Origin of the sequence: Methanococcoides vulcani (genome assembly GCF_900111645.1) — an archaeon.
Classification (GTDB): Archaea; Halobacteriota; Methanosarcinia; order Methanosarcinales; family Methanosarcinaceae; genus Methanococcoides; species Methanococcoides vulcani.
Genome location: NZ_FOHQ01000002.1, coordinates 108,194 through 125,375, shown reverse-complemented (window position 1 = coordinate 125,375; position 17,182 = coordinate 108,194). Strand labels below are relative to the sequence as shown.

Sequence of the window (17,182 nt, the reverse complement as noted above, 5' to 3'; positions counted from 1 at the left end):
ATATATATTTTGTACTTCTAGCAATATTTGTCATGCTGTTTGCAGCAACCCCGGCAGCATCCCTTGATCCGAACGAACCGATAATACATTACTCGGACAGTGTGGTGGAAAGGGATACAAAACTCTCGTTAGCCCAGGGATATACACTCCACATCGTTGACATCAATGAGGACAACGGGGATGTCTGGGTAGAGATCCTTCACAATGGGATACTGGTTGAGGATGGTGCTGGAACAGGAAAAGAGAACAGTTCTTTCGAATACATACTGACCATCGAAGCAGAGGACGACGATGATGAGGATGAGGAATACCTGATCTTCCGCGTTACTCCTAAAGAGCTTGTAACCAGTGGGAAAGACACAGCTACAAAGATAAGGATAGAGCAGTATCTGGACCCGACCAGAGACACAAAGGATTTCCTGATATATGACCGATCAGATTCAGTGAACATAGGCGAGGAAATGGATCTGGAAGAAGGCTATACCCTGTCAGCATCCGACCTTGATGTGGATGAAGAGACCATCACAGTGACACTGAAAAAGAACGGACATGTGGTGAAAGAAGTAAAGGAAATGGAGCCCGGAGATATTTTCAGCTACTACAAGAACGTAAACGGAGAAGTCCGTACGATCTTCATTACAACTGTTTACGACTTCTTTGAAAGCAGTGAATCACATATACTATTCCTGAAGGAGATCTCACAAAGGGAAGATGTGAACGTTGAGAGTACTGTTGAGATCAGCATCCAGGGACTGTCAGGAAATCAGATCAAAGAGGGCGAGAGGGGCATCATATCCTATGAGCTTGAAAATGATGCATCCAAAGTAACGATCTACCTTGATGATGAGAGCATAGACATCCGCAATGATGTGGATGCGGGAACCTATGAAAAAATTACCGAAGAGCTGGACACGGGAGCGCATGATGTGATCATCGAAACCGTTTCAACAGATGGAAGTGTATCTTCAAAAGAGACATCGTTCACAGTTGATGGAACGAGTTCGATAGTGGATAGTGTTCCTGAGGATGGTGTATCTGTACCAGACCAGATCGAGGATATCATCCAGGATGGAGAAAATGTCACCGGCGATGTTTCCGATTCAGCTGGAGACATAACAAAATCCACGGCATTCACCTATATTGTAGTTGCGGCCCTGCTTGCACTTACCGCATTCTTCTTCAAGAGAGAGTTTAGCTGATCAACTCTTTCTTTTAAATTTCACAAAGGAAAATAGATACATTGGTTCCACCGTTCATAATCTTTATATTACACTGCCGTGTTTATAGCCACATTCCAAATCAAGCCTAATACAGAACGTGATCAGACTATGAGATATGTAATGAAATTTGGCGGTACATCCATTGCTGATGGGAAGAAGATACGTCATGTTGCACAGCTTTTGATCGGCTACAGGGAAGCCGGGGATCAGGTAGTTGCCATAACTTCGGCCCTTGGAGGTGTTACTGACGGGCTGCTCACCAACGCAGCTGAAGCATCACAAAAAGGAAAGGTCTCCCAGATAAAGGAGTTCATGACAGACCTTGCCAAAAAACACTATGATGCTATCGGCTATGCAATTGATGATGAGAGGATCGCCGACGATGTCATCGAGACCATCGACAGCCGCATAGATGAACTTGAAAAGGCGCTTATCGGCATCTGCTATCTCGGTGAGCTGACACCACGTTCCATTGATTATATCTCATCCTATGGAGAGCGCCTGGCAGTGCCGATCATCAGTGGAGCGATACGCTCGCTTGGAACGGACTCAATGCCGTTTACCGGTGGAGAGGCAGGTATTGTCACAACAAGTGATTACGGAAGTGCCCAGCCTCTGGAGAAAAGCTATGATCAGATACAGAACAATATATCGGCTCTTGTGGAAACCTCGATCCCCGTGATAACCGGTTTCATTGCAGAGGATAAGAAAGGTATTATCACGACCCTTGGACGCGGCGGTTCTGACTTTACCGCATCTCTTGTGGGTGCTGCTATCCGGGCAGATGAGATCTGGCTCTGGAAAGAAGTACACGGCATTATGACTACTGATCCGAAGATAGTTCCTGAAGCATCACCCATTCCGCAGATATCTTACATCGAAGCAATGGAATTGTCATATTTCGGTGCCAAGGTACTTCACCCACGTGCCATCGAACCTGCCATAAAGCATGGCATACCGGTTCGTGTTAAGAATACTTTTGATATAGAATATCCAGGCACACTTATCGTCGCAGACCAGACACGGAAGGAAGATGTGGTAAAAGCAGTGACGCTGATCAGGAAAGTGGCTGCCGTCAACATATCAGGAGCCGGGATGGTAGGAGCTATCGGTACAGCAGCAAGGATCTTTTCCGCACTGGCAAAAGCCGGTGTCAATATCATCATGATCAGTCAGAGCTCATCCGAAGCCAACATGTCCCTTGTTGTCGAGGAAGCTCACCTTAAGAAAGCTGTTAAAGCATTAAGGTCCGAGTTCAACAAAGGTGTTGTTGGGGAAGTAGCCTATGACAAAGATGTCTGTGTGGTCGCCGTGGTAGGTGCCGGAATGGACGGGATCCCCGGCGTTGCAGGAAAGGTATTCGGAGCCCTCGGAAAGGGCAAGATCAACGTAATAATGATCAGCCAGGGTTCATCCCAGCACAATATCTCCTTCGCGATCAGTGAGAAGGATGCAGAAGAGGCAGTAAGGGTGCTGCACCAGAAATTCGGTCTCGGATCAAAGAAACGGTCCGGACAGTAAAGGAGGCCTTTAAAATTGAGTGATAAACATCTTACATACGCAGATTCCGGAGTGGACATCGAGAAAGAGGAATCCACCATCAAAGCACTGACAAGTGGAATGACATACAGACGCGAGGGTCTTGGAGCTCCGCTCACGGACATTGGCCACTATGCAGGACTCATCGAGTTCGGGGAGTATGCACTGGCAATGGCCACGGATGGTGTCGGTTCAAAGGTGCTCATCGCAAATGAGATGAAGCGCTGGAACACAGTTGGTATCGACTGTATCGCCATGAACGTTAACGACCTGCTGGCCATAGGTGCAGAACCGATCAGTTTCGTAGATTACCTTGCACTTGAAGAGCACACTGACGAGTTCGCACGCCAGATCGGTGAAGGACTTACCCGGGGTGCAGAAATATCAAAGATGACCATCGTCGGCGGGGAAACAGCAACCCTCCCGGAGATCATAAATGGCTTCGACCTTGCAGGAACCTGTCTTGGAATGGTAAAGAAGGATGAGATCATCACCGGTGAAAAAGTGCAGCTTGGTGATGTCCTGGTAGGCATTCCAAGTAGCGGCGTTCACAGCAATGGTTACACCCTTGTCAGGAATATAGTCGATCGCTCAGAACACTCATACCATGATAAGTTCCCCTACAACCCTGAGACCACCATTGGTGACGAGCTGCTGATCCCAACTCGCATTTACATGGAAGTCCTCGATGTAATAAAAGAATGTGACGTCCACGGACTTGCACATATTACCGGAAGCGGACTCCTGAAGCTCAAAAGAGTTACCGATCTTGGATTTGATTTTACAGACCCTATCGAGCCAAATGACATCTTTAAGTTCCTTCAGGAAGAAGGTAATGTTGACGAACTTGAAATGTACCGTACCTTCAACATGGGAATGGGCTTTTTGATAGTTCTTCCGGAAGAGGATGCCAGGAAGGCTGCAGAGATGACAGGCGGAAAGATCGTCGGAAAGATCGTCGAAAGCGGCATTCGTGTTGGAGAACTTGAGATCGTTTAACATGGCATGTATAAACGATATACCCTATGAGATCCTCCTGAAAGGAGCAACACCACAGCAATGTGAGGACTTCGTCCAAAAAGAATGTGATGAGGTCTATCACGTTAAAGGTGGTTACAAGATACGGGGAGTACTCCTCCGTGGCGGGGATTCCATCCCCATAGGAGTCAAAGGTAACGACCTCATATTCCAGTTCATAAAACCCTGCAGCGGTCTTTTCATCCTGAGAATTCCGGATGCACAGGATGAGATCGAAAAGATACGCATGCAATGAAATGATCAGATCTTTGATCTTCTGGCATTGTCCGTGACACAACCGAGGAAACCCGGGGAAGGGAACTCGTGAACTGTAGTGGCAATTATCATTCCATCCCCTACTTTTTTTACCACCATTACAGCCTGGCCATCATCGTTCCTTAAGATGACATTCCCATCTGTCGCAGAGAAATATCCATCACATTCCACAGCCAGACCAGGATCCTCGACTATGCACTGTGCCTCATGCACCCCCACTCTGTGAAGATGTGTTTTCCCGTGTTTTTCTATGTATGTAAGCTGCATCGGTAACCAGCTGTGATCATATTTTGTGACAAGTGCTCCGAAGACAACGAGTGAACCACCGGCACTTACGAACTTCTCAAATGCCTTGCTGTTCCTTTCAATGCCCGGAAGTATCTTTGTATATGCTGAATTGGCAAACCCCGTCGGGACGATGACACATTTACATGCAGGAAGAAAAGGCGTACCAATGGCTGTGGAAAGGACACGCTGGCATTTCAGACCATTTTCCTCAAACAGTTTTTCAAAAAGCAACGGATTATCCCAGATCAGCATCACATCTGTCATGAGAGGAACTAAACATTAAAGGCTCTTAAATTTTCCTGCCCGCTTGAGTGTAATAAATATCAATTACCCCGGACCCTGCAAGGATACTGCCCTGTCATAAATTAAAAAGTAACAGCAAAAGAAACAAACATACAGGCTGAAAACAAAAAGGAAAAAAGAAACAAAAAGAGAAGGATGAGAGTTCAAAACCCTCATATAGTGTTAAGATACCTTTCGACTTCCCAGTCGTGTACCTGAATACGATATGCATCCCAGTCAGCTCTTGCAAGCCTGAGGACGTTCTTGTGGACGTGCTCACCAAGAGCCTCACGCAGTAGGTCGTTCTCAGCAAGATAATTTGCAGAATCTTTCAGGGTAGGTGGAAGTGTCTCAATGCCAAGATCACTTAAGCCCTTGTCAGAAAGCTCAAAGATGTTTTCTTCCCGGGACTCTCCCGGATCGATCTTGTTCCTGATACCATCCAGCCCTGCTGCAAGGACAGCAGCGAAGGTAAGGTATGGATTACAGGATGGGTCAGGACTTCTAAGCTCCACGCGGGTACCCTTGCCTCTTGCAGCAGGGATACGGATAAGTGAGCTTCTGTTGGCACCGGACCATGCAATGTATACCGGAGCCTCATAGCCTGGCACGAGACGTTTGTATGAGTTAACAAGTGGATTGCAGATAGCTGTAATAGCCTTTACGTGTTTGAGCAAACCGCCAATAAAATAGCGTGCCTCGTCACTGATCTGCATGTCAGCATCCTGATCATAGAACGCATTCTCCCCGTTCTTTGAAAGGGAAAGGTTCACATGCATACCGGAACCGTTCTCACCAAAAATAGGCTTTGGCATGAAAGTTGCATGTAATCCGTTGAGCTTTGCAATGGTACGGGTAACATACTTGAAGGTCATGACATTGTCAGCAGTGGCAAGTGCATCGCCATACTTGAAATCGATCTCATGCTGACCAAAAGCGACCTCGTGGTGAGATGCCTCGATATCAAACCCGAGCTCCATGAGTGTCAGTACAATATCACGGCGTATATCCTCTGCAAGATCAGCAGGTGCGAACTCAAAGTACCTGCCATAATCATGAGGTACTGTGGTTGCTTTTCCATTCTCTTTTTCGAACAGGAAGAACTCAAGTTCAGGACCTACATTAAGTGTAAAGCCCATATCCTCAGCTTCCTTCATAACTTTTTTGAGAACAAAACGGGGATCGCCTGCAAAAGGAGTTCCGTCAGGCAGATAGATATCACACACCACCCTTGCAACAACGCCCTTGGACTGGTTCCATGGAAGTATCGCAAATGAGGAGACATCCGGTTTCAGGACCATGTCCGATTCATTGATACGGACAAAGCCTTCAATAGATGAGCCATCAAATGATATTCCCGCACTAAGAGCTTTTTCTACCTGTGTCACCGGGATCTCAACGTCTTTCACGACACCCTGGATGTCCGTGAACTGCAACCTGATAAACTTAACATTGTTTGCCTCAATGGCCTTGAGTACATCTTCTTTAGTATTGATATTCATTGCATCGCCCACATCAATGGATTGATTTGTACCTAATTACTTTACAGATATATATGATATTATTGTTTAAAACCTACCTTTCATATATCATGTTTTTGGTAAAAATTGGCAACTACTTTGATATAAAAATTGATGCATCCTTTGATAATAGACCTGTAAAAGGATAAGGTAAAGGAAGGAAACTGGAGATCCCTGTTTGAGGGGATATTTCTTGAAATCCAAATTATATTGACGGACGGAATCTTTCAGTTTCCCTTATCAGAAGCCAACCTATAATAGGATGGAGTAGGATATATAGTCACTGGTGAAAAGCTATCAGCTTTTGCACCCTGACCACTGTTTTAGGATCATTTTAAACAAAGCGAATACCTACATCATGCATCTTGTTGCGTATGGCAATGTTTATCACCAGAGGAGTCAGTGACTCCACCATGCCAGATGTCTCAATAGGACCAGTATCAAGAGGACGCATGTTTGGGATATCCCTTACAAGATCGAAGACTATTTTCTTGGAGTGCATGCAGTTTCCACAGACCGCTATATCATAATCAAGATCAAGGTCAAGATCTGCAAGCTTCTTTGCAGGAACATTGTGGAAAGCCGACACCAGCTCGATGTTTTCTGGCAAGAGACGGACCATCTCCTCGGCCGCACTACCTGCTTCAGGAGTCGTATAACAGAAATAATCGGCATTGTATTTTGAATCCTTAGCATCAATGGTCACAGGGATATTGTCACTACCAGCCTGCCGGATATAACAGCGGTCCTTCTCCATAGGCACTACCACAGAAACTACGATCTGATCCTTCAGAACAGGAGTTATCAGCTCAACGACAGATGGTACCTGTTCATAGCGTATTGCAAAGAGAATAATATCTGCATCCTCTGCTGCGGACCTATTGTCCATTCCCTCGATAGTTGCATCAATGCCCCTATCACGCAGGATCTGAGTATATTCAGCTGCCACGTCCATGGCTTTTTCTGAACTTCTGGAACCCACTATCACATCATGTTTCTGACCCCAGCGTAAAGCAAATCCTTTACCAATATTACCAGTTCCACCAAGTATTGCGATCTTCATAACAATCCCATTAATCTCCCACGTTAGTTATATCTGTTTTGACAAGCAGAAAAGTAATACGGGCTAAAAAGGGAAGGGGGGAAACCCCTGTCCCTTCAAAACCCAAGAGGTATTTTTGAATTCTTAAGCAATACTCAGAACCATCCACGGTCTGCCATTGATTCAACAACACGGTTGATAGCGACGACGTATGCAGCGGTCCTCATGTTGATGTTGTATTCCCTGGAAGCCTCGAGGACAGCGTGGTATGCGTTTGTCATCTTAGCATCAAGACGGTTGTAGACACGCTCTTCGCTCCAGCGGTACATGTAGAAGTTCTGGACCATTTCGAAGTAGGACACAGTAACTCCACCACCATTACAGAGGAAGTCTGGGATAAGGTGTACACCTTTCTGGAAGAGGATCTCATCAGCTTCAGGTGTTGTTGGACCGTTTGCAAGCTCAGCGACGATCTTTGCTTTGATCTTGTCTGCGTTCTCTTCTGTTATGACGTGCTCGAGAGCTGCTGGGATAAGTACATCGACATCAAGCTCAAGGAGGTCTTCGTTGGAGATTGGCTCTGTTCCTGCGAGGCCGACAACTGAACCGGTTTCCATCTTGTGTGCCTGTGCTGCTTCTGCACTGAGGCCGTTCATGTTCACAACACCGCCCCTGCTGTCACTGACAGCAACGACCTTGCATCCAAAGAGCTCTTCACAGAGAGCAGCTGCGAAGTAACCTGCGTTACCGTATCCCTGAATAGCTACGGTTGCGTCTTTGAGGTCAAGACCGATATCTACTGCTGCTTCACGGACAGTGTAGAGACCACCACGAGCTGTTGCGTCGCCACGACCGAGTGAACCACCGATGCTGAGTGGCTTACCGGTGATGACACCAGCCTGGTTCTTACCGGAGAACTTGGAGAACTCGTCCATCATCCATGCCATCATCTGTGGGTTGGTGTAGACATCAGGTGCAGGTACATCTTTGTCAGGACCTACGATCATTGAAATGCTTGAAATGTACTTCCTTGAAAGGCGCTCGAGTTCACCAGCGGACATTTCCTTAGGGTTGCAGATAACTCCTCCCTTACCGCCACCGAGTGGGATGTCCATAACTGCACATTTCCAGGTCATCCATGCTGCAAGTGCCTTGACTGTGTCAACGGTCTCTTCTGGGTGGAAGCGGATACCACCTTTGGTTGGACCCCTTGCATCATTGTACTGTACCCTGAATCCCTGGAATACCTTGATGGAACCATCGTCCATGCGGATAGGAATGGACACGTGCATCTCTCTCATTGGGTTTCTAAGAATCTCGTGGATACCTTCATCCATCTCAAGGATGTCTGCGCATTTCTTTAACTGCTTTCTTGAATTTTCAAATGGGTTCTGTTCTGCCATATGATTTACCTCACATTTAATTTTAGATAATAATTCTATTTTTAAAAAGACCATGGAAAATATATAGCCTTTTTTGTTAACAATTTTTAATGATCATCTCATTGGTAGTTATAAAGATGTTATCACCAGTATGACGACTAGGCTAGCTATTACCGATAGGTAGTATATAGCATTGACGGTATTCCGGGACATTAAAATGAATTAAAATAAGAACAGAAAAACGTAGGATAAGGCTTGATTTTTAGATAAATGCCATTAAAATACCCACATTTTTTTCGAATTCGACATTTTTTCCACGATTTTTTCCGATAACTTTTTCAAGGCCATTATCAGGATGTGAAAATTTACTGACCTGCATGCAGTATCCATCAACCCACAACCTCTCGGAAAAGGATCTAAACGTTTCTCACAGACCAGGGATCAAGGAATAAAGACCAATACAGAATTAGTATCACAGTACGTTATCTTTATATTGCACTACCATGTAGTACCCTTGGCGCATTGTAAGGTCCTTGCACGAGAATATGGCAGAGCCTTTCAGTGAATGTACAGACAACCTCAATGCGGCACAGACGATAATGCGACATACGCCTGACACGAGGGAAACCGGAAGGGACAGCGGGGATCCCAATAGGATGATCTTTCGGAGTTAGTGGGCCGGGCTACAGCATTATCGACATCTTCTCAATCATATCAAATAAAGGTCACAGACATGTCTTTTGAAAATGCGCTAATGGATAAAGGAGATGGCATAACCATCGATCTGGAAGTGACACCGGGCTCAAAAAAAGTCAGTTTCCCCGGAGGTTACAACCAGTGGCGAGAGCGCATAGAGATAAAGCTCAGATCCGCTGCACAAAAAGGTAAGGCCAACGATGAACTTATAGAAAGCCTTGCAGACTTCTTTACAGTAAATACTTCCCGTGTCAGTATAAGGTCAGGTGCAAGAAGTACAAAAAAGACAATTGAGATAGACGGTCTTGATTATGGTAAAGCAGTCAGGATGCTAAGAGAAGCTTTGAATATATAACACGGACCCTGTCGAAAAAACGAAACCATTACAAATATATACAATGCCCCGTACATAAATAAGAATGACACTAATTCAAGTTCTTACAAACCCAAACGGCTTTTTTGAAGAGAAGATGAAGACCGAAGTGGAAATGAAAACCCCGCTCCTGATCGTACTTCTCATTGCAGTTCTCGGCGCGATAAACGCTGTAATAGTGACGCAGAAAATCATGGAGATACTGCCCCCTGAAGCAGCAGCATTTGCAAGCATAGGGGCAATTGCAGGAGGAATCGGTGCATTTATCGGTGCGATCATCATGTGGGTGATCTATTCAGGAGTATTCTATGCGATCTCATCCATCCTTGGCGGAGAAGGAACGTTCAAGCGCGTACTCGAAGTTGTTGCCTACGGATTCATCCCATCCATTGCAAGCGGCATCATAGGCATCATCGTAATGGCAACATCATTCTCATTTGAGAACTTCGACATGCAGAACCCGGAACTTCTGGAACAGGCAATGCTTAATGATCCTACAATGAAGATGTCAGTGATAGTCGGGATCCTTTTCACACTATGGAGTGCTAACATCTGGATATTCGGACTTGTCCATGCAAGACGCCTGAGCGTGAAGAACGCAGCGATATCCATACTGGTGCCTGTAGGACTTTACATATTATACACTGCAAGCAAGTTCATAGGTGCATAAAGTGACACTAAAGGCCATCATAAGCATAACACTGGTGCTGCTCCTGGCACTTACAGCCCCTGCAGCAGCGGATACAGATATCAGGCCAACCGTGGTCGTAGACTATTCCATGGAGCCTGCAGTCCTCATGCCCGGGGATACCGGCACCATCACCATATCCATAGAGAATATGGCAGGAGGAGAAGTGTATGTCCAGGAGGATGACAAGACGTTCGATATGAACGCTTACATTGCCAGTATAACGCTTGGCGGTAACAATGATATCGATATCCTCAACAATGAATACACTGACATCGGCCTGCTGGGACCGCGGGATACCATCAAACTGGCATTCAACATACGTGCAAAGGAAAACGCAGAGGATGGGGTCCATTTCCTTAACATGGAACTTGTGGGTGGCAGCGACATGTACGATCTCAACTACAACATCCCGGTCAAGATCGATGACAGGAACTTAAGGCTTATAATGGCAACAATGCCAACAACGGTGATGAACGAGATCTCAACGATAGAACTGGACATCATCAATACACGGCCAAATGATGTCAACAATGTCATAATCAAACCCGAAGGAGAGAATGTCTCTTTCAATCCTGCAGAGATCTTCGTGGGAACCATACCTGCAAGCGATAAGACCACAGTGGAGATAACGCTCAACACCATGGCATCTTCAAGCGGAACGAAGAACATCTCGTTCACTGCCTCATTTTTCAACGGCGATAACTACCATGTTTCCGAAAAAGAGGAGACGGAGATAAACGTAGTAGGCCAGCCATCACTGATATTCACGAGCATTGAAGTGACAAAGATCGGGAACAGGTATTCATTTATTGGCGATATCAATAATTTCGGCACGACTGATGCAAAGAACGTACTGGTGTCTGTTACCGAATCCGAAGACATCACCCCCATGCAGCCTTATGCGAACTACTTTGTAGGCACACTTGAGGCAGATGATTTCAGCAGTTTCGAACTATCTGCACGCGTCCTGTCCTCTGACATCAAAGAGATACCCATCCTTATTGAATTCCGTGACACTGACAACGTATATTCATCTGTGACAGGCTATATTGACCTTGAAAGTACTTCAGTACCGGAAGGCGGGGATAAGGAAACACCCATATGGATGTGGGGGATCATCGCGATCATAACCATAGCAATTGCCGGAGTTATCGTCTATAGCTGGAAGAACAGGAAGACAGCAGAAGTGGAAGAACCTGAAGATCTGGATGAAGAAGAATTAGATGATGCCGAAGCTGATGAAGTCGAAGACTGATGAGGAACCTATGTCCGATCCGATAGTCCAATTACAGAATGTCAGGAAAACCTATACCCTCGGAGCAAGTGAGATACATGCACTCAATGGGGTCAGCATATCCATTGAGAGAGGAGATTTTGTCACGATAATGGGAGCATCCGGTTCAGGAAAGTCCACCCTTCTCAATATGGTAGGCTGCCTTGACACGCCCACATCAGGTAAAGTGAAGATCAATGGAACGGATATAACTAAACTCGATGATGACAAGCTTACAACGATCCGCAGGGACAATATCGGATTCATTTTCCAGCAGTTCAACCTTATACCCACACTGACTGCAATTGAGAATGTAGAGATCCCCATGATATTCAGCAGGGTCCCACAAAATCTGCGAAAGGAACGGGCCATGCGCACACTGGAACAGGCAAAACTTGAGGCCGAATATGCATATCATCGCCCGAACGAGCTATCAGGAGGACAGCAACAGAGAGTTGCCATCGCCCGTGCCCTTGCAAATGAACCTCCGATCCTTCTTGCAGATGAGCCTACCGGAAACCTTGATTCAAAGACCGGAAAGAGCATCATGGAACTGCTGGTCCGGCTAAATGAAGAGGGTACAACTTTGATAGTTGTCACCCACGACCAGAAACTTACTGAATATTCCAATAAGACCATCGTCCTAATGGACGGGGAGGTCTCCAATGATATCTATTGAAGATATCCAGAGCAACATGTACCTGCAGCTTGCAAAGAGAAATCTCAAGCGGCAGACCTTCCGAACGGTCCTTGCAGCCATAGGTATAATCATCGGGGTCATTGCCATCTCATCCATGGGGATCCTTGGGAACAGCCTGAAAATGTCGGTCACCGATTCATTCGGGGACATAGGGGATAAACTTCTCATATATCCTGCACCCGGAGAGGACGGCGTGACAGAAAAGCAGATCCAGCAGATGAAAAAGGTAGACGGCATAGATGCCATAATTCCTGCCTATTCGACAGGGGACCGGGTCGAATACAAGAATAGCTATACCTTTGGGTCCATCTATAGCATCGAACGAGAGGATCTGGAAAAGCTGGCAGAGGTGGAAGACGGGCAGTTCTTCAAATCCGGCTCAACCGATTGTGTGATCGGATCCTCCATTGCTGACAACCTTGAACTGAGGGTTGGAAGCAAGATCGAGATAGGAGATTCAAGGCTCAGGGTAGTAGGGATCCTGAAAGAGCGCGGGATGGGATTCGATATCGATGCAGACACAGGCGTGTTCACATCGGCACAGATGTATGAGAAGATGTACCCTGGCGAGGGGGATGAATATGATTTCGCCATCGTCCGGGCAGAGGAACTTGACAAGGTGGACGACATAAAAGAAGATATTGAGAAGCTCCTGAACAAGAAAGAAGAGGTAATAACCGTTTTCGCAACCAATATCATCCTCGAAAGCATCAATGAAGCCTTCAAGTCCATTTCCCTTTTCCTCATGGGGATCGGTTCGATCTCTCTGCTGGTAGCAGGGGTCAGCATATTGAACGTCATGCTCATGTCCACAATGGAACGCACCAAAGAGATCGGTGTGATGAAAGCAGTCGGTGCCTCGCGGAAGGATGTACTCACAATGTTCCTTCTGGAAGCCCTGCTTCTGGGAGTTGTTGCAAGTCTTATCGGAGGTTTGTTCACCATCGGAGCAGGCTACCTTATACTTTCACTGGTAGTAAAGAATACATCATACCTGTTCTCACTGGCAACCCTGATCTACATATTTGAAGGGATACTGTTCGGTGTTGCTACGAGCCTTATTGGCGGGATGTACCCTGCATGGAAGGCATCGAATATGAGACCTCTTGACGCATTGCGTTATGAGTGAGAACGTAGTAAAACAGCAGAATATGTTTTATTGAAAACAAGAAATATCCAAAAATGAAGAAAAGGTGGTCATTCCTCAGAAAGTCCACCCATGTCTTCGAACTCGAGTCCTTCAAGTTCTTCCTTTAATCTGTCGAGGTCTTCCTGTGAGATCGGGGTGGTATTATCAGGTTCTGTTGATGTATCCTCGTCCTCAGGGATTGCTTCTGCCGGACCGTCTACCACATTTTCAACTCCGTTGTCATCAAAATCCCCTGATACGTCTGCCGTATCCACTATCACGACATCGTCCATTTCTTCTTCAGCGACATCACCATTCTGAGCACAGCCACTAACAAGCAACATTGTAGCTATAATTAAGATCGCAAATATCATTCGCTTCATTTTATCATTCTCCCCTGACGATCAGACCATAAGCCTCGTTCAGGTATCCATGTGCAGAGAGCATATTGCCCCTGGAGATCCGGAGATAGTTGTTCCCATTGGAGAACTTGATCAATGGCTTTCCGGGAACACGTACCTGCTCGTATTCTTCCTCGGCGTTGCTGATATTTGCTCTTGCATCCTCGATCTCGGCCTTTGCCATGTCGAGTTTTTCAAGGACCAATTCGTTGTCTTCCATGCCCTCAGCCACTCCGCGCAGCTTTACTTCATACTCCTCAAGAGTATCTGCATGTTCATTTGCTGTATGGATCCAAACAAAACCACTGTTCCTTGCAACATCGGATACAAGCTCAAAATAGCTTCCGATCATTTTCAGGAAAACAACGCCCAGCTCGAACCTGTTTTCCACACCATCGACTTCCACCCTTAGCTCATCGATCTTCACAAGATTGACATCGACATCTTCCTGGATGGTCTCTTTCAGATCATCCGGAATGCCAGGATTCTCTTCTACTTCAAGGTCCTTCCATATCAGCCATGCTTCCACTTCATCAAGTGCAGCATTCAATGCATCTTTTCCGGTATCGATGACCTTCTGATTATTTTCATCGGTCTTGTCTGCTGCCCAGTCGATCTTTGCATCCCTGTGCTCAGCCTGGGCTTCGATACTTGCCTGTTTTGCGTCATGCCACGCCTGTTTTGCATCACTTGATGACAATGCACTTACAGCTATTGGCTGCAATAAGAGCATAGTCAGCACAAGCAATGCAATAAAAGATACTTTTTTCAGTTTCATGATCCTGCCTCCCGCATTAGAGATGCCATCATCAGCAATATAACCATTTTGGAGTTTTCCGGACGAACTTGTAGAAAATACCCCATCGAAATGAGATCAAAAGAAATGACAGGTAATTGATAAGGAACTGACATCGCGACAAATGATATAAGAGACTTCTAACAAAAATAATGCTAATGAACACAATGCATGTAGAAACCCGGGAAGAATGGAGAAAATGGCTGGAAAAGCATCATTTAACTGAAAAGGAGATCTGGCTTGTCCACTACAAGAAGCACACAGGCAAGCCCGTACTCCCATATGATGATGCAGTTGAAGAAGCGATCTGTTTTGGCTGGATAGACACCCTTGTTCGCAGGATCGATGAAGAAAGATATGCCCAGAGATACACTCCCCGCACTGAGAGGAGTCAATGGTCGGAAACGAACAAGCAACGGGCACGGAAAATGATAGAACTGGGCAAAATGACAGAGAACGGGTTGCAGAAGCTTGGCAATGCACTCAATGAAAGACCATCGCAGCCAAAGACAAAGACAACTGACATCCCGGCAGATATGAAAGCAGCTCTAAAGGCTGATGAGCAGGCATGGAAGAACTTTTCAGCCTTTGCTCCGGGTTACAGAAGATCATACATCGAATGGGTACTTGATGCTAAACGTGAAGAGACCCGGATCAGAAGAATAGCCAGCGTTGTAGAAAGAGCACGTGAAAATAAAAAGCCCGGGATGATGTGACCAAATATCACTGGTCACATCCCGGCAAATATAGAACTTAGTTAATTGATTCCCTGACGATCTGGGCTGTACCCTGACCTTTGAATGCCTTTATGAACATAAGGGTCTCAGCATAGCACATTGCATCAATAGCAGCTTTTGTGTCATCACCAACAGAATATATCCTGTCAAAGAACTGCTTGACTGCAAACTTGCTGAACTTGCCGAATATCTCGTTGTCGCCCTTGCCCGGAGCTTTCTCTTTGTATGTGGAGATCGTCCAGTTCCTGATATCGTTGAAGAGTTCAGGTTCGTAGACCTTGAATATGTCCCAGACGATATTCTGGTAGAAAGTTGCCACATTTCCTTTGACGATATCGCCATGAGGGAACTGGTTGTGGATCAGATCACGTGGCGTACCCGTAATACCGTGCTGTGCGATCCTCACATCCAGCTCGTTGTCCTTCAATGCCTTTGCCACTGCAACTGTCTGGTCGATATCGATGGATACCTGTTCAACGAGATTTCCGTTTGAATCATAGGTGTTGCCATGTGCACTTCCGTTGGCTATGGCCAAAAAGTGAGGGAAGACACCGTTCTCGTTCAATGCCTTGATGAAGGTGACTGCCTCTTCAGGACTTGTAAGCACCCTTCCATGATCATCTTCCCTGCCGATCTCACCGACCTCAACCTCAAGACCGTATTCCTTAGTCCCCATATTCTCCTTGATGTGAAGACCGATCTTTGTAGTGGCATCGATGTTGTCAGCAAGCTCTTCGCGCAGGTTGCCGCCCTGAAAATTGAACAGGTGGGATGCGTCAATGGCAAAGGATGTGAATCCTGCATCTATCTGCCCGCTAACAAGGGCCTTTGTAGACTCAATGTCCTCATCAGTCCCTTTCTTGATGCCTATGTGATCAGCATGCAAAGCCCACATATCAAAACCGACTTCCTTTGCTGATTCTCTTGCCATCCTTGAAAGGTCAGATGGTTTCAATCCGGAATATCCGCCTTCTAGATTACACTCGGACCTTGCCAGCTCGAAGATGAGCGGTGCATCCATGTCCTTAGCAGCACGCATGATGCCGTTCATGACAAGTGCTATCCTCGGATTAGCGGTCATTATGATAGTGTCCTTGTCAAGCAGGCTCTTAAACATTAATGAACTTGGTATTGGCTCAAAATTATTATTGGTCATATTGTTACCTTCAAATTTCTTTCAGCTATTTTTGATACTTAATAGACGTTTCAATTCATAATCATTTCTATTCGAAAATGTAAGCACCCAGATATGAAATGAAAACACCAAAAATAATAAATACACAACATCCAATGAGTTTAAGATAAAATAAGGGGGCTAAGCCAATGAAACATCTCCTAGAACTGGAAAATAAACTTTCAAATATGACAACTGATGAAATTTACAACTACGCAAAAGATAACTACCCGGAAGAACCGAACATGTGGATGGGAAAGAAAAAACTGGTAGTTCGCAGAATAGTCAATTATGAAAGGAACAAAATGAACATTGAGGAAACTACAGAATAAACTAAGCTCTGCTCTTTTTGATATAGCATACCTTCTTCAAAGGACATTTTTGTAATATTCAGGAACCAGAGATAGTCTGAAGCAGCCTGACTATTACAACTTCATAGATCAACATACCCAGCATCACACATGCCAGTATAGAGATCAGCTCTACTGTTGAACAGGTGATCCTGTCATCTTTATTTTTCTCGTAACACACTTTCATCCAGCATACACCCCACACTGCACAGAAGAAATTACCATATCAAAATTGAACTTACAGCTATTTTAATTTTTATAAGAGAGTGGAAAATTAAACCATTTGACGAAAACTA

19 protein-coding genes are annotated in these 17,182 nt (G+C 45.5%); 11 read left to right on the top strand and 8 right to left on the bottom strand.

Annotated elements, in window-relative coordinates:
• The first annotated feature begins 32 nt into the window (after positions 1–32).
• The 4 genes from BMX02_RS03925 (at position 33) to BMX02_RS03910 (ending at position 4,032) form a co-directional block, all read left to right on the top strand.
• Entirely contained in the window at positions 33–1,199 is a 1,167-nt protein-coding gene (locus BMX02_RS03925; RefSeq protein ID WP_177165243.1) for an S-layer protein domain-containing protein, read from the top strand.
• Positions 1,200–1,340: 141 nt separating this feature from the next.
• Positions 1,341–2,741 carry an aspartate kinase gene (locus BMX02_RS03920; protein WP_244624811.1) on the top strand — a complete coding sequence of 467 codons (1,401 nt, stop codon included), beginning with the start codon at positions 1,341–1,343 and terminating at the stop codon, positions 2,739–2,741.
• Positions 2,742–2,756: 15 nt separating this feature from the next.
• Positions 2,757–3,758: a phosphoribosylformylglycinamidine cyclo-ligase gene (gene purM / locus BMX02_RS03915; RefSeq protein ID WP_091689350.1), complete on the top strand. Its 1,002-nt coding sequence runs from the start codon at positions 2,757–2,759 to the stop codon at positions 3,756–3,758.
• A gap of 1 nt (position 3,759) precedes the next feature.
• Complete coding sequence (locus BMX02_RS03910) at positions 3,760–4,032, top strand: DUF1894 domain-containing protein (protein WP_091689348.1); 273 nt, start codon at positions 3,760–3,762, stop codon at positions 4,030–4,032.
• 5 nt (positions 4,033–4,037) lie between these two features.
• Here BMX02_RS03910 and BMX02_RS03905 read toward each other — a convergent pair whose 3' ends face one another.
• The 4 genes from BMX02_RS03905 to BMX02_RS03890 form a co-directional block, all read right to left on the bottom strand.
• Positions 4,038–4,604, bottom strand: coding sequence for a hypothetical protein (locus BMX02_RS03905; RefSeq protein WP_091689346.1), 567 nt, complete (start codon positions 4,602–4,604; stop codon positions 4,038–4,040).
• 191 nt (positions 4,605–4,795) lie between these two features.
• Positions 4,796–6,124 (bottom strand): type I glutamate--ammonia ligase, encoded by a 1,329-nt coding sequence (gene glnA / locus BMX02_RS03900; RefSeq protein ID WP_091689344.1) that lies wholly within the window; start codon positions 6,122–6,124, stop codon positions 4,796–4,798.
• A gap of 352 nt (positions 6,125–6,476) precedes the next feature.
• A complete protein-coding gene (gene npdG / locus BMX02_RS03895; protein ID WP_091689343.1) occupies positions 6,477–7,205 on the bottom strand; it encodes an NADPH-dependent F420 reductase in 729 nt (242 codons plus the stop codon).
• A gap of 134 nt (positions 7,206–7,339) precedes the next feature.
• Positions 7,340–8,587, bottom strand: coding sequence for a Glu/Leu/Phe/Val family dehydrogenase (locus tag BMX02_RS03890; protein ID WP_091689341.1), 1,248 nt, complete (start codon positions 8,585–8,587; stop codon positions 7,340–7,342).
• A gap of 712 nt (positions 8,588–9,299) precedes the next feature.
• Here BMX02_RS03890 and BMX02_RS03885 point away from each other — a divergent pair.
• The 5 genes from BMX02_RS03885 to BMX02_RS03865 all read left to right on the top strand — a co-directional run bounded on the left by BMX02_RS03885 (position 9,300) and on the right by BMX02_RS03865 (position 13,428).
• Positions 9,300–9,617, top strand: coding sequence for a DUF167 domain-containing protein (locus BMX02_RS03885; protein ID WP_091689339.1), 318 nt, complete (start codon positions 9,300–9,302; stop codon positions 9,615–9,617).
• Between the two features lie 64 nt (positions 9,618–9,681).
• On the top strand, positions 9,682–10,305 hold the full coding sequence (locus BMX02_RS03880) for a YIP1 family protein (protein ID WP_091689337.1): 624 nt from the start codon (positions 9,682–9,684) through the stop codon (positions 10,303–10,305).
• A gap of 1 nt (position 10,306) precedes the next feature.
• Complete coding sequence (locus tag BMX02_RS03875) at positions 10,307–11,581, top strand: COG1361 S-layer family protein (protein WP_244624810.1); 1,275 nt, start codon at positions 10,307–10,309, stop codon at positions 11,579–11,581.
• Entirely contained in the window at positions 11,565–12,278 is a 714-nt protein-coding gene (locus BMX02_RS03870; RefSeq protein ID WP_280176504.1) for an ABC transporter ATP-binding protein, read from the top strand. Before BMX02_RS03875 ends, BMX02_RS03870 begins: the two co-directional genes overlap by 17 nt.
• Entirely contained in the window at positions 12,265–13,428 is a 1,164-nt protein-coding gene (locus BMX02_RS03865; RefSeq protein ID WP_167879241.1) for an ABC transporter permease, read from the top strand. Before BMX02_RS03870 ends, BMX02_RS03865 begins: the two co-directional genes overlap by 14 nt.
• A gap of 68 nt (positions 13,429–13,496) precedes the next feature.
• On the opposite strand, the gene BMX02_RS03860 is transcribed toward BMX02_RS03865, so the two are convergent.
• Both BMX02_RS03860 and BMX02_RS03855 read right to left on the bottom strand, forming a co-directional pair.
• Positions 13,497–13,811: an LptM family lipoprotein gene (locus BMX02_RS03860; RefSeq protein ID WP_091689335.1), complete on the bottom strand. Its 315-nt coding sequence runs from the start codon at positions 13,809–13,811 to the stop codon at positions 13,497–13,499.
• Between the two features lie 4 nt (positions 13,812–13,815).
• The gene (locus BMX02_RS03855) at positions 13,816–14,607 is read right to left on the bottom strand and encodes a hypothetical protein (protein ID WP_091689333.1); all 792 of its coding nucleotides are present in this window, start codon (positions 14,605–14,607) and stop codon (positions 13,816–13,818) included.
• A gap of 176 nt (positions 14,608–14,783) precedes the next feature.
• Between BMX02_RS03855 and BMX02_RS03850 the strand changes: the two genes are divergently transcribed.
• A complete protein-coding gene (locus BMX02_RS03850; RefSeq protein ID WP_167879240.1) occupies positions 14,784–15,341 on the top strand; it encodes a YdeI/OmpD-associated family protein in 558 nt (185 codons plus the stop codon).
• 37 nt (positions 15,342–15,378) lie between these two features.
• Here the strand turns inward: BMX02_RS03850 and BMX02_RS03845 are convergent, their stop codons facing one another.
• Complete coding sequence (locus BMX02_RS03845; protein ID WP_091689329.1) at positions 15,379–16,518, bottom strand: class II fructose-bisphosphate aldolase; 1,140 nt, start codon at positions 16,516–16,518, stop codon at positions 15,379–15,381.
• Between the two features lie 167 nt (positions 16,519–16,685).
• On the opposite strand from BMX02_RS03845, the gene BMX02_RS03840 reads away from it, so the two are divergent.
• Positions 16,686–16,868: a hypothetical protein gene (locus BMX02_RS03840; protein ID WP_091689327.1), complete on the top strand. Its 183-nt coding sequence runs from the start codon at positions 16,686–16,688 to the stop codon at positions 16,866–16,868.
• A gap of 58 nt (positions 16,869–16,926) precedes the next feature.
• Here the strand turns inward: BMX02_RS03840 and BMX02_RS11790 are convergent, their stop codons facing one another.
• On the bottom strand, positions 16,927–17,073 hold the full coding sequence (locus BMX02_RS11790) for a hypothetical protein (protein WP_167879239.1): 147 nt from the start codon (positions 17,071–17,073) through the stop codon (positions 16,927–16,929).
• Positions 17,074–17,182: the final 109 nt, after the last annotated feature.

Bases quoted from the DNA above. Each gene is read 5' to 3' on its own strand.
- BMX02_RS03840 (WP_091689327.1), top strand. From the start codon at position 16,686: ATGAAACATCTCCTAGAACTGGAAAATAAACTTTCAAATATGACAACT.
- npdG (WP_091689343.1), bottom strand. From the start codon at position 7,205: ATGAAGATCGCAATACTTGGTGGAACTGGTAATATTGGTAAAGGATTT.
- BMX02_RS03865 (WP_167879241.1), top strand. From the start codon at position 12,265: ATGATATCTATTGAAGATATCCAGAGCAACATGTACCTGCAGCTTGCA.
- BMX02_RS03880 (WP_091689337.1), top strand. From the start codon at position 9,682: ATGACACTAATTCAAGTTCTTACAAACCCAAACGGCTTTTTTGAAGAG.
- BMX02_RS03860 (WP_091689335.1), bottom strand. From the start codon at position 13,811: ATGAAGCGAATGATATTTGCGATCTTAATTATAGCTACAATGTTGCTT.
- BMX02_RS03855 (WP_091689333.1), bottom strand. From the start codon at position 14,607: ATGAAACTGAAAAAAGTATCTTTTATTGCATTGCTTGTGCTGACTATG.
- BMX02_RS03905 (WP_091689346.1), bottom strand. From the start codon at position 4,604: ATGACAGATGTGATGCTGATCTGGGATAATCCGTTGCTTTTTGAAAAA.
- BMX02_RS11790 (WP_167879239.1), bottom strand. From the start codon at position 17,073: ATGAAAGTGTGTTACGAGAAAAATAAAGATGACAGGATCACCTGTTCA.
- BMX02_RS03920 (WP_244624811.1), top strand. From the start codon at position 1,341: ATGAAATTTGGCGGTACATCCATTGCTGATGGGAAGAAGATACGTCAT.
- BMX02_RS03910 (WP_091689348.1), top strand. From the start codon at position 3,760: ATGGCATGTATAAACGATATACCCTATGAGATCCTCCTGAAAGGAGCA.
- BMX02_RS03885 (WP_091689339.1), top strand. From the start codon at position 9,300: ATGTCTTTTGAAAATGCGCTAATGGATAAAGGAGATGGCATAACCATC.
- glnA (WP_091689344.1), bottom strand. From the start codon at position 6,124: ATGAATATCAATACTAAAGAAGATGTACTCAAGGCCATTGAGGCAAAC.
- BMX02_RS03845 (WP_091689329.1), bottom strand. From the start codon at position 16,518: ATGACCAATAATAATTTTGAGCCAATACCAAGTTCATTAATGTTTAAG.
- BMX02_RS03925 (WP_177165243.1), top strand. From the start codon at position 33: ATGCTGTTTGCAGCAACCCCGGCAGCATCCCTTGATCCGAACGAACCG.
- BMX02_RS03870 (WP_280176504.1), top strand. From the start codon at position 11,565: ATGAAGTCGAAGACTGATGAGGAACCTATGTCCGATCCGATAGTCCAA.
- BMX02_RS03890 (WP_091689341.1), bottom strand. From the start codon at position 8,587: ATGGCAGAACAGAACCCATTTGAAAATTCAAGAAAGCAGTTAAAGAAA.
- BMX02_RS03850 (WP_167879240.1), top strand. From the start codon at position 14,784: ATGAACACAATGCATGTAGAAACCCGGGAAGAATGGAGAAAATGGCTG.